Source organism: Gordonia sp. (in: high G+C Gram-positive bacteria) (assembly GCF_052106715.1).
In the GTDB taxonomy this organism is placed as follows: Bacteria; Actinomycetota; Actinomycetes; order Mycobacteriales; family Mycobacteriaceae; genus Gordonia.
In genome coordinates, this window is sequence record NZ_JBQEDL010000003.1 from 97,081 (window position 1) to 108,855 (window position 11,775).

Genomic DNA, 11,775 nt, shown 5'->3' on the forward strand with positions numbered 1-11,775 from the left:
GGCCTCGACTCGCCATGGAGCGATAGCGATGACCAGTGAAACCAGGACGTCGACAGCGGTCGACTCGCGCGACCCGAGCGCCGCACTGATCGGTGACGTGCTCACCGTCGACCGGGTGGTGCCCGAGACCGCCGACGCGACCACGATCGGCTTCGCGATCCCGGACGCACGATCGGCCGACTACGAGTTCGCGCCGGGACAGTTCGTGACCGTCGCGGTGCCGAGCGCACAGACCGGGTGGGTCGCTCGCTGCTATTCGATCTCCAGCGCGCCCTCGCAACCGGGTGTAGCCCTGACGGTGAAACGCACCACGACCGGCTACGCGTCGAACTGGTTGTGCGACAACGTCAGCGTCGGCGACCGCCTGCGCGTTCTGCCGCCGAGCGGACTGTTCTCTCCAAGGTCGCCGGAAGCGGACCTGCTGCTGTGCGCGGCAGGTTCGGGCGTGACTCCCGAGATGTCGATTCTGCGAACTGTCTTGGAGTCGGTGACCGGCCGCATCGCGTTCTTCTATGCGAACAGGGACGCCGAGTCGATCATCTTCGGCGATGAGCTCGCCGAACTCGGCGAGCGATACGGCGAGCGGCTCGTCGTCGAGCACTGGCTCGAGGCCGAGCGCGGTCGGCCGACCGCAGGCGATTTCGCCCGGTGGGCGCAGGCCTATCGCGACCGGGAGATCTTCACCTGCGGACCGGCGCCGTTCATGCAGATGATCCGCGACGGTGCTGCGGCAGCCGGATTCGACACCGTACGGATTCAGACCGAAGAGTATCGATCGCTCACCGGTGACCCCTTCGAGCCGATGGCCGAATTCACCGAGGAGAGTCTGTCCGACGCGGGGCACGTGGAGGTGAACATCGACGACGAGACATACCAGTTGGCATGGCCTGCGACGCATACTCTCGTCGACGTGATGGTCCACAGCGGAATCGACACGCCGTACGCGTGCCGCGAGGGGAAGTGCGGTGCGTGCACCTGTCGCCTCGCGGAAGGCGAGGTTGATCTGGGGCGCACCGATGCGTTGGAACCCGACGACATCGCCGACGGCTACATCCTTGGGTGCCAAGCCAAACCGGCGTCGAAGGTGATCAAGATCGAATTCTGACCGATACCGTCAGAGAACACCCAGAGCTGCGATGTATTGTCGCGGAACCGTCGGAAGGTGAGTGAAGGCGATGTCCACCGAGGAGAAGGCCACCAGCGGTTCCATCGTTGCGTTGTTCAGCGAGGTGGGATTCGTCGAGGACGGGCCGGCCAAACGCCCCAATCGGCGAGGACAGCACACCCGCGAGAAGCTCATCCAAGCAGCGGGAGAGTGCTTCACCGAATACGGCTACACCCGGACGCGGATCTCGGACGTCGTTCACCGGGCAAGCACGGCCCAGGGGAACTTCTATCGACACTTCAATTCCCTGGACGACATATTTCTCGCAGTGCTGCGGCCCGGCCTGGAGGAGATCGCCGTCGCCTCGCGCAGTAGTTCCGGGGGAGCGGCCGACGAGAAGAGCCTGATCGAGGCCAACACCACCTACCTTCACGCGTACTCCCGGCATCGGCACATCCTTCGTCTGTTGCGCGAGGCTGCGGCCGCCAGCCCGAACGACGGCTTCCAGGCGCTGTGGCTCCGGATCCGCGGGGACTTCGTTGCCAGGACCCATCGTTGGCTCGTTCGGCTGGCCGAAGGCGGCGAGATAGCAGACGACGGCCTCGACCTCCTCGCCGAATCGCTCGGCTGTCTGACCGAGCAACTCGCCTACATCCACGTCGGGCTTCCGGCGCAGACTCCGCGTCGCGAGCGTATCGACGAGTTGGGCGAGGCGCTTGGGTCGGCGTGGCACCGTCTGCTGCCGCTCGTGAAGGAACCCACGTAGCACACCGTCGATACCCGCGAGCTCCGACATTCCGGGCCGGGCGCACCGCTCCCGTAGGCTGTGCCGGAGACCGCTATGCGATCGTGTGCAGGCGGAGATTTGTGGAGGCAGAAACAACGTGGAGTCCTTGCGTACCCGCATCGGACATGCAGTCGCCGATGCGGTGATCGCGTCGGTTCGTATCGGACAGCAGGCGACGAAGCCTCTTCTGGTGCTCGGAAACCAAGTGGTGCAACGATTCCCGAAGGAAACAGTTCCGCTGGGGAGCGAGCAGAACGACGCGCAGGGCCGTGTCGTGTACGACTTCTTCGCTGGAATCGGCCCCGAACTCGCACACCCCGGCGGCGACCTCCCCGGCGCCAACCGCTGGGACGATCCGCTGGACCCGGAGCATCCGATCCCGGTGATCCTCGCGCACGGAACCGCCGGTGGCGGGCAGACTAACTGGGGGACATACGTCCCGTTGTTGACCGAGGCGGGCTATTCGGTGTTCAGCCTCACCTACGGCGCGATCGAAGGGTCGCGATGGCCGATCTCGGCGCTCGGTGGGATGAAACCGATCGAGGAGAGCGCCGCCGAGTTCGGTGAATTCGCGGAGAAGGTGATGGCGGCTACCGGCACCGACAAGGTCCACGTCGTCGGCCATTCACAGGGCACACTGGTGCCGAACTACTGGGCGAAGTACCTCGGGGGTGCGGACAAGATCGCCAAATACGTCTCGCTGGCACCCCTATGGCAAGGTACGTCGCTCATCGACCGTGCCAGCCTGGTGTTCACCGGTGCCAACAAGCGGTTGGGCCTGGACCCTGCGACCGTCATACCGTGTCGTGCGCTTCCGCAGATGATGGACGGGTCGTCGTTCATTCAGAAGATGAACGCCGACGGCGGGCCATACGTGCGCGGCATCGAGTACACGAACATTTCGACCGTCCACGACGAACTCGTCCGCCCGTTCACCTCGGGGCAGGTACCCGGCGATGACGGCGCGACGGTGCACAACATCGTCCTGCAGAACGGGTGCGTCAAAGACTTGTCCGACCACCTCGGCATCTGCGGTTCGCCTCGCGCGGCGGCGTTCGTCCTCAACGCACTGGACGACGAGCCGACGCGCGTGGTCCCGTGTCAGGTGGTTGCCCCGTTCTTCGGCACGCCGCTTCTGCGTCGGACCGGCGGCGTCCCCGAACTCATCAAGCCGTTCGCGGCGCCGCCGGGACGTGGACCGAAGACGGACGCGTCGGTTCGTCAGTAACCGTCGACGATTTTCAGGGCGAAGACGAGGGTGTCGTCGCCTTGGATGCCTGCCTGCGGGTTGCCGTTCGGTCCGTAACCATCGGTCGGCGTCATCGCGACGGCGACGGTCGACCCGACCTTCTGTCCGACGAGCGCCTTCGAGAAGCCGGGCACGACCCCGGTCGGGCTGAACTCGGCGGGCTCGCCCCGCTCGAAGGCGCTGTCGAAGGTCTTGCCGTCGCGGCCGTTGACACCCTGGTAGCAGACCGTCACGTTCATCGCCTCGGTGACATCGGTGCCGTCGCCCTCGTCGAGGGTCTTCACAGTGGTCTGGTCGACGGTGAACGGTTCCTTGACGGTGATGAGGGGAGCGTTGTCATCGGTCGGCGCGACGACGTCGAGCGTGCCGGTCTTGCCCTGCAGAGTCCAGTCGGCCTGCGTGCCCGGGGCGGGAGCCTCCTTCGGGCACGTCGGGGCGTTCGACGCGGCGGCATCGTCGTCGGACGAGCAGCTTACGAGAGCGAAGGCGGCGAGGGCCGCGGGAATCAGGACGAGGGGTTTGAGCGTGGTCTTCGACGTCATGGATGTCAAGGCTACCGGCAGGCGCCGCCGGGGAGCAGACGCAGGTTGGCCGTCAGCCAGTCGGCGATCTGGTCGAGTTCGCGGGTGCCATCCTCGAACGTCATCCCGGGCAGGTGTGTGCTCATCGAGACCGCGGTCCGACTGCCGTCGGGAAGCCTCAGAACGCCGATCTGCCGCACGACATAGCCGCCGTCGGGCGCCTGGCCCCACCCGCCCTTGACGGGGCTGCGGTCACCGATGCGTCGCAGGCCCCAGTCCTGGATGCCTGCCACCTCGCGCATCAACTCGAGCACGTGGTCGCTGCCGATCATGCACGGCAGATGCGCAGTCCACGTCGCCGAATCAGCGAGGCTCCACGACGTCTCGCCGAGCAGCGGGTAGTCGCGGCCATGGCGTGCTGCGGGAACGGTCGTCGTGTCGCCGCCCTCTCGCAGCACGGCAGCCAACTCATCGGAGGCCTTGACCGGCGAACCGAACGATCGGGTGAGGATGCGTGCCGACTCGTTATCGGAGTCGATGACGGCGTTCGCCTCGGTGCGGCTCATACCGTGCTTTCGTTCGGCGGCCAGTCCGAGCGGTGCCTTGATCGTCGACCACGCGTCCTGTACCTGCTGATCACCGAACAGGAGCGGCTTGCCGCCGCCGACCGGGGTGAGCGCTACCCCGGTGGGTGCGGTCAGGTGCAGCGAGGCGAACGACTTCTGGAGCGTTTGGGCAGGTGCCGAACCCGGTGGGGCGGGCGTCGGGGGAGCCGCGTCGTCGCCGCGCCCGAACACGAAGTAGCTCACGATTCCGAGAACGATGACGACGGCTACCACGATCACCGCGACGACGAGTCGGCGCGGCGCGGCGCGGTCGTCCTGCGCCGGGACGCGGTGTCGTCCACTCATCGTTTCCCTTTGATCGGAGTCCCTCGGACCTCACGTGCCGCCGGTACGGTCACTGGCCTCAACGTGTACAAGACATCGAGCCTACCCGTGTGCGACAGCTGGGCAGAATTCAGACGACCCGACCCGCGCGGCGATCGGAAATGCGATCACCGCGCGGGTCGAATGTGCTGCGCGTGTCCGGCTGAGCGGGTAGAGCTCTCAGCGGATCAGCAGTCGTAGTACAGGGAGAACTCGTACGGGTGCGGACGGATCTGGATCGGCTCGATCTCGCTCTCACGCTTGAGTGCGATCCAGGTCTCGATCAAGTCCTCGGTGAACACGCCACCCGCGGTCAAGTAGTCGTGATCCTCTTCGAGACGGTCGATGACCGCGGCCAGGGACGTCGGGGCCTGCGGGATGCCCTTGGCCTCCTCCGGCGGAAGCTCGTAGAGGTCCTTGTCGACCGGCTCGTGCGGCTCGATCTTGTTCTTCACGCCGTCCAGCCCCGCCATCATCATCGCGGCGAACGCCAGGTACGGGTTGCCCGAGCTGTCGGGGCAACGGAACTCGACGCGCTTGGCCTTCGGGTTGTTGCCGGTCACCGGGATGCGGACGCAGGCGCTGCGGTTCCGCTGGCTGTAGACGAGGTTGATCGGTGCCTCGTAGCCCGGAACCAGACGCTTGTACGAGTTCATCGTCGGGTTGGTGAATGCCAGCAGCGACGGTGCGTGGTGCAGGATGCCGCCGATGTAGTGGCGCGCAACGTCCGACAGGCCTGCGTAGCCCGACTCGTCGTGGAACAGCGGCTTGCCGTCCTTCCACAGCGACTGGTGGGCGTGCATTCCCGAACCGTTGTCGCCGAACAGCGGCTTCGGCATGAACGTGACCGACTTCTGATTCTGCCACGCGGTGTTCTTGATGATGTACTTGAACAACTGAACGTCGTCCGCCGCGTGCAGCAGCGTATTGAACTTGTAGTTGATCTCAGCCTGGCCGCCGGTGCCGACCTCGTGGTGGCCGCGCTCGAGTTCGAAGCCGGAGTTCGTCAGGTTGGACGACATCTCGTCGCGCAGGTCGACGTAGTGGTCGTACGGTGCGACGGGGAAGTACCCGCCCTTCTGCCGGACCTTGTAACCGAGGTTCGGGCTGCCGTCCGGGTCGGTCGGCGACGACGCGTTCCACCACCCGGAGACCGATTCGACCTCGTAGTGCGTCGAGTTCATCTCGGAGCTGAACGAGACCGAGTCGAAGATGTAGAACTCGGCCTCGGCTCCGAAGAAGCAGGTGTCTGCGATACCGGTCGAGAGCAGGTAGTCCTCGGCCTTGCGGGCGACGTTGCGCGGGTCGCGGCTGTAGGCCTCGCGGGTGAACGGATCGTGGACGAAGAAGCTGACGTTCATCGTCTTGGCCTTGCGGAACGGGTCGATGCGGGCCGTTGCAGGATCGGGGAGGAGCATCATGTCCGACTCGTCGATCGACTGGAAGCCGCGAACCGACGAACCGTCAAACGCCAGGCCCTCGGTGAAGACGTCCTCGTCGAACGCTGCTGCGGGGATCGAGAAGTGCTGCATGGTGCCCGGCAGGTCGCAGAAACGGATGTCGACGTACTCGACGCCTTCGGACTTGATGCCTTCGAGCAGCTCTTCGTTCGTGTTGTACACGGTGGGCCTGACTCCTTAAATCAAAACGTCCGGCCAGAACCTCTGACCGCAGGCCGCACCGACCGGGGCTCGGCAGGTGCGACTCTCACCGAGAAATCTATGGAGGTGAGGTTGCCCGGGCGTCAAGCGAATGTTTCCCCTGTGTTACGTCACGGGCGACGTGTTACAGGCTAGTCGCCTGCCGTCGACATATGTGCGGCGACGGGCTCCTGTGTGCCGGTGGTCACGGGAAATCGGATAACACCGCTCGACCACTACGATGGGCTTATGACTGCACGGCGTGAAGAGCACGCATCCAGGCGCGCGATGGGGACCTGGCTGTCGGGTACCCAGATGCCCGGCGGCGAGAACAACGACTACCGCGGCCAGGACCTCGGGCTCCCGGAGAGCGGGGTCGGCTCGTTGTCGACCGGTTGGCAGCGCGTCTTGGGGTTGCTCGTCGACTGGCTGCTGTCGTACGGCATCGCGCTCCTCATCGTCGGCTGGGGAAGCAACATCGGCACGTCCGTGCTGATCGTCTGGTTCGTGATCGGCGTGCTGACAGTGACGTTCTTCGGGTTCACCCCTGGCCAGTACATCACCGGCATGCGCGTGGCGCGTGTCGACCACGGTGCGCAACGCGGAGCATCCGAAGCCGCGGGCGAAGTGCCCAGAGCCGCTGTCGGCCCGGTCCGTGCGCTCGCGAGGCAGGTGCTGATCAGCTTCGTCGTCCCCGCCCTCATCAACGATTACAACGGTCGCGCCATGCACGACCGCGCCACCGGCACCGCGCTGGTCCGGGCACGCTGAACTCCTCCGAGACACTTCTCTGCGCGGGGTCAGCGCGACAGGTTCGGTCAGCGGCGGCGGACAGTGCGCGCGGCACCGCGCATCTTGGCGCCCTGCGGCATCGGCCCCTTCGGCATCGCCGCACCGGCTCCGCCCTTGGCCTTCAGCGCCGCCAGGCGACCCTCGAGTGTGTCCATCCGGTTACGGTCGATGTTGCCGGGAAGCTTGCGGATGTGGCGTTCGAGCTTGGGGAGCGGAACCTGGTCCTCTTCGTTGCCGACGACGATCACATAGATAGGAGTGTCGCCGACTACTCGGGCAGACTTCTTCTTCTCCTGCGCGAGTAGCGGCTTGACCCGGTTGGCCTGGCCTTCGCCGACGAGGATGACGCCGGGCTTGCCGATCACCCGATGCACGGCGTCGAGATGAGAAGTGCCTACGACGGCTTGCTGTACGCGCCATTGACCCTTGATGTTGCTGAGCGCCCAACCCGCGGCGCCCGGTTGCCCTTCGGCCTTGCGGAACACTGTCTTCTGGACCCGCCGGCCGAACACGATGAACGAGAGCAGCACGCCGAGGATCAGACCAAGCGGAATCATCAGCCACAGCGGTCCGAAGTTCGCGAACAGCGACAGCAGCACGAAGATCACCGTGACGGCGACGATGATCCCCGCCATCAGCGGAATGAGGCCCTTGTCCTCCTTGCGCTGCATCTGGAACGCTTGCCAGATCTGCTGGCGGCGTTCTTTGCTCGCCGCCTTGCGAGCGGCCTTCGCGGCCGCCTTCGCCTCTTTACTCGCTTTGTCTTGCGCCTTCGCCATGCCGACTAGTCTACGGGGCGTCGCCGCGGCAGTCCGAGGCGGAACGGTCCGCGTCGGACACCACGCGCCACCATGGGCCCCGGGTGTCAGTTCGCCATGCGAGCCAGGACGCTCGACGCCTCCTGCGCAGTCGATCCCTCGGCCGTCAAGTGCGCGAGTTCGGGTGCGATCTCACGGCCGTGACGGTCCATCGCCTGCGCGTAGAGGCGTCCGGCACGGTAGGAGGATCGCACCAGCGGGCCCGCCATGACCCCGGCGAAACCGAGTTCTTTCGCGTACTCGGAGTGCTCGACGAACTCTTCGGGCTTCACCCAACGATCAACCGGGTGGTGCCGGGGTGACGGCCGCAGGTACTGGGTGATCGTCACGATGTCGCAGCCGGCCTCGTACAGGTCGTTCAGCGACTCGCGGATCTCCTCGGGCGTCTCGCCCATGCCCAGGATGAGATTGGACTTGGTGACCAGACCGAAGTCGCGCGCCTGGGTGATCACGTCCAACGACCGCTCGTAGCGGAAAGCCGGTCGGATCCGTTTGAAGATGCGCGGCACCGTCTCGACGTTGTGAGCGAGCACCTCGGGTCGAGACTCGAAGACTTCGGCCAGGAGGTCGGGGTTGGCGTGGAAGTCCGGGATCAGGTTCTCCACACCGGTGCCCGGATTGAGTTCGTGGATCTTACGAACGGTCTCGGCGTAGAGCCAGACGCCCTCGTCGGGGAGATCGTCGCGGGCGACCCCGGTGATGGTCGAGTACCGCAGCCCCATCGAGCGCACGGACTCGGCGACGCGGCGCGGCTCGTCACGATCGAGGGGGGACGGCTTGCCGGTGTCGATCTGGCAGAAGTCACAGCGACGGGTGCACTGCTCGCCGCCGATGAGGAACGTCGCTTCGCGGTCTTCCCAGCACTCGTAGATGTTGGGGCAGCCGGCCTCTTCGCACACAGTGTGCAGGCCTTCGCCCTTCACCAGCGATTTGAGCTCGGTGTACTCCGGTCCCATCGTGGCGCGGGTTTTGATCCACTTCGGCTTGCGCTCGATCGGGGTCTGCGCGTTGCGGACCTCGAGACGGAGTAGTTTGCGGCCGGCCGGGGCCTGCCCGGACGAACCGGAAGGGGTGGACGGTGTGGACGGTGAAGCAGTCACTGCGGAGTTCCTACGGTTGCGGGTTCGGTGGTCGTGAGTGTGTCTGCGGTGTGTCCGGGCGACGGTGGAATCGGATCGTCGAGACAGTCGACGATCGATGCGGTCACCTCGGCGAGAACGTCGGCGACTTTCAGTGCGGTGCCCGTCTCCATCGCGATGGAGGTGACTCCGGCGTCGGCGATGCCGCACGGCACGATGGCTTCGAACACCGACATGTCGGGATCGACGTTCAGAGCGAAGCCGTGGAGGGTGACTCCCTTGGCGACTCGGATACCGATCTGGCCGAGCTTACGCTCGCCTGCGTCGTCGCGTACCCACACTCCCGACCGGCCGTCGATGCGTCCAGTCGTGACGCCGTGCGAATCGCATACGCGGATCAGCGCCTCCTCGAGGCGGCGTACGTAGTCGACGACGTCGACCGGCTCGGCGAGTCTGATGATCGGATACCCGACGAGTTGCCCCGGACCATGCCATGTGATGCGTCCGCCACGATCGACGTCGATCACGGGTGCGCCGTTCACCGGTCGGTCCGAGGCCTGCGTACGTTTACCCGCCGTGTACACCGGCGGATGCTCCAGTAGGAGCATCACATCGTGGTCGAGCTCCCCGGAGGCACGCTTGTCGGCCAGGTCGTGCTGCAGCCGATACGCCTGTTGATAGTCGACGGAGCCGAGCAGACGAACTTCGACGGGTTCGGTGCTCAACCGAGCGGATCCATTACGCACAGCGATACTCCTAGGCGGAAATGGGGGAGGAAGCCACGACGCGGACGACGGGGCGGGGGTGATCGGTCCGTGCACGCACATCCTGTCCAACATCTCGTGCGGCGCAGACTATTCCACGGTGGCTTCCGCCGGACGGATCACTGCCGTCAGACGCCGAACCGCCGTCCGCTCCGACCCGAAAGTCGCAGCGGACGGCGGTCGCGGTGTCTCGGGACGTCTTACAGTCCCAGATCGGCGGCGAACTCGGCCGCTTCGAGACGCTGGCGGACCGTCGTCAGGAAACGACCGGCGTCGGCGCCGTCGATGAGGCGGTGATCGTAGGTCAGCGGCAGGTACGTCATCGACCGCGAAGCGATCGATTCGGTTCCGTCCGGTGCGGTCAGCACCACGGGACGCTTCACGATCGCGCCGGTGCCAAGCATCGCGGCCTGTGGCGGAACTAGGATCGGCGTGTCGAACAGCGCGCCCTGGCTTCCGATGTTGGTGATCGTGAAGGTGCCGCCGGCGAGCTCGTCCGGCTTGAGGCCGCCGTTGCGAGCACGGTCGGCGATGTCGGCGATAGCGCGCGCCAGACCGGCGAGCGACAGATCGTCTGCATTGTGAATCACCGGAGAAAGCAGGCCCTGCGGCGTGTCGACAGCGATGCCTAGGTGCACGTTCGCGTGGTAGGTGATCTCCTTGGCCTGCTCGTCGATCGACGCGTTCACGTTCGGGTGGGCCTTGAGTGCTTCCACGACCGCCTTGGCGAAGAACGGCAGGTACGTGAGGTTGACGCCCTCGGCGGCCAGGAACGTGGCCTTGGCCGAGGACCGCAGCGCCGCGATGCGGCTCATGTCGACCTCGTGGACCTGCGTCAGCTGTGCGCTGCTCTGCAACGATTCGCGGGTCTTCGCCGCGGTGATCTGGCGGATGCGGTTGATCTTCTGCGTGGTTCCGCGCAGGGCGGCCAACTCCGGGCTCGCCGTGGCCGGAGCGGCCGCGGGAGCAGTGGCCGGAGCCGAGGCGGGAGCCGCCGGTGCAGTGGCCGGAGCCTTCTTCGCCTCGGCGGCGGCCAACACGTCCTGCTTGCGGATTCGCCCACCGACACCGGTGCCGGAGACCGACGACAGATCGACGTCGTTCTCGGCCGCGAGCTTACGGACCAGGGGCGTCACGTACGGCGTCGACTCGAGAGTGTCCGAGACAGCGCTCGTCGAGGCAGCGTTGTTCGACGCAGAGCTGTTCGAGGCGGGAGCGGGTGCCGCGGGCTCGGGCGTCGGAGTCGCGGGAGCCGACTGTGGCTCAGGCGTCGGAGTCGATTCGGGCTGCGGAGCCGATTCGGGCTGCGGACTGGGCTCAGGCGCCTGCTCGGCCGGAGTGGATGCTGCCGGGGCAGATGCTGCGGGGGCTCCGTCCTGGTCGCCGACGACGGCGAGACGGCCGCCGACCTCGACGACGTCGTCTGTATCGGCGACGATCTCCAACAGGGTGCCGGCGACCGGCGACGGGATCTCGGTGTCGACTTTGTCGGTCGAGACCTCGAGGAGCGCCTCGTCGACCTCGACCGAGTCGCCGACCTGCTTGAGCCAGTTGGTGACCGTGCCTTCGGTGACGGATTCGCCGAGCTCGGGCATTACGACGTCGGTACCCGACGCGGATCCGGCGGGAGCCGACTCAGCGGGAGCGGCTTCGGAGGGAGTTGACTGGGCCGGGGCGGCTTCGGCCGCAGCGGTATCGGCTTGCGCGGGTTCCGGCTCGGTGGGCGCCGATTCGGCAGGAGCCGACTCCGCAGCGGCCGGAGCGCTGTCGGCGGTCTCGCCCTCATCACCGATCAACGCGAGTTGACCGCCGACCTCGACCACATCGTCCTCGTGCGCCAGGATCGAGGTGAGAACACCGGCGACCGGCGATGGGATCTCGGTGTCGACCTTGTCGGTCGAGACCTCGAGCAGGGGCTCGTCGACTTCGACGGTGTCGCCTTCCTGCTTCAACCATTGGGTGACGGTGCCCTCGGTGACGCTCTCACCCAGTGCGGGCATCTCAACAGAGAAGGCCATTGCGTGTGACTCCCTAAACTCGTGAACCTTGTTATGTCCGGTCTAGCCGATGCGGGTCTGATCTGCGTGCGCG

11 protein-coding genes are annotated in these 11,775 nt (G+C 66.0%); 4 read left to right on the forward strand and 7 right to left on the reverse strand.

Going from position 1 to position 11,775, the window contains the following annotated elements; all coding sequences use genetic code 11:
* Positions 1 to 28: 28 nt before the first annotated feature.
* From ACTIMF_RS02540 to ACTIMF_RS02550, 3 genes are all read left to right on the forward strand, one after another.
* Entirely contained in the window at positions 29 to 1,105 is a 1,077-nt protein-coding gene (locus ACTIMF_RS02540; RefSeq protein WP_442348699.1) for a 2Fe-2S iron-sulfur cluster-binding protein, read from the forward strand.
* A 70-nt stretch (positions 1,106 to 1,175) separates the two neighbouring features.
* Complete coding sequence (locus tag ACTIMF_RS02545; protein ID WP_442348700.1) at positions 1,176 to 1,871, forward strand: TetR/AcrR family transcriptional regulator; 696 nt, start codon at positions 1,176 to 1,178, stop codon at positions 1,869 to 1,871.
* Positions 1,872 to 1,989: 118 nt separating this feature from the next.
* Positions 1,990 to 3,120: an esterase/lipase family protein gene (locus ACTIMF_RS02550; RefSeq protein WP_442348701.1), complete on the forward strand. Its 1,131-nt coding sequence runs from the start codon at positions 1,990 to 1,992 to the stop codon at positions 3,118 to 3,120.
* On the opposite strand, the gene ACTIMF_RS02555 is transcribed toward ACTIMF_RS02550, so the two are convergent.
* The 3 genes from ACTIMF_RS02555 to glnA form a co-directional block, all read right to left on the reverse strand.
* Positions 3,114 to 3,683, reverse strand: coding sequence for an FKBP-type peptidyl-prolyl cis-trans isomerase (locus ACTIMF_RS02555; protein ID WP_442348702.1), 570 nt, complete (start codon positions 3,681 to 3,683; stop codon positions 3,114 to 3,116). The genes ACTIMF_RS02550 and ACTIMF_RS02555 overlap by 7 nt on opposite strands.
* 11 nt (positions 3,684 to 3,694) lie before the next feature.
* A complete protein-coding gene (locus ACTIMF_RS02560) occupies positions 3,695 to 4,573 on the reverse strand; it encodes a hypothetical protein (RefSeq protein ID WP_442348703.1) in 879 nt (292 codons plus the stop codon).
* A gap of 206 nt (positions 4,574 to 4,779) precedes the next feature.
* Positions 4,780 to 6,213, reverse strand: a complete 1,434-nt coding sequence (gene glnA, locus ACTIMF_RS02565; RefSeq protein ID WP_442348704.1) for a type I glutamate--ammonia ligase — start codon at positions 6,211 to 6,213, stop codon at positions 4,780 to 4,782.
* Between the two features lie 267 nt (positions 6,214 to 6,480).
* Here glnA and ACTIMF_RS02570 point away from each other — a divergent pair, with 267 nt between their 5' ends.
* Positions 6,481 to 7,002 carry an RDD family protein gene (locus ACTIMF_RS02570; protein WP_442348705.1) on the forward strand — a complete coding sequence of 174 codons (522 nt, stop codon included), beginning with the start codon at positions 6,481 to 6,483 and terminating at the stop codon, positions 7,000 to 7,002.
* A 47-nt stretch (positions 7,003 to 7,049) separates the two neighbouring features.
* Here the strand turns inward: ACTIMF_RS02570 and ACTIMF_RS02575 are convergent, their stop codons facing one another.
* From ACTIMF_RS02575 to sucB, 4 genes are all read right to left on the reverse strand, one after another.
* On the reverse strand, positions 7,050 to 7,802 hold the full coding sequence (locus tag ACTIMF_RS02575) for a DUF4191 domain-containing protein (protein ID WP_442348706.1): 753 nt from the start codon (positions 7,800 to 7,802) through the stop codon (positions 7,050 to 7,052).
* 86 nt (positions 7,803 to 7,888) lie between these two features.
* Positions 7,889 to 8,941 carry a lipoyl synthase gene (lipA, locus tag ACTIMF_RS02580; protein ID WP_442348707.1) on the reverse strand — a complete coding sequence of 351 codons (1,053 nt, stop codon included), beginning with the start codon at positions 8,939 to 8,941 and terminating at the stop codon, positions 7,889 to 7,891.
* A complete protein-coding gene (gene lipB, locus ACTIMF_RS02585; RefSeq protein WP_442348708.1) occupies positions 8,938 to 9,666 on the reverse strand; it encodes a lipoyl(octanoyl) transferase LipB in 729 nt (242 codons plus the stop codon). The genes lipA and lipB overlap by 4 nt, the downstream gene beginning before the upstream one ends.
* Before the next feature lie 218 nt (positions 9,667 to 9,884).
* The gene (gene sucB / locus ACTIMF_RS02590; RefSeq protein WP_442348709.1) at positions 9,885 to 11,702 is read right to left on the reverse strand and encodes a 2-oxoglutarate dehydrogenase, E2 component, dihydrolipoamide succinyltransferase; all 1,818 of its coding nucleotides are present in this window, start codon (positions 11,700 to 11,702) and stop codon (positions 9,885 to 9,887) included.
* Positions 11,703 to 11,775: the final 73 nt, after the last annotated feature.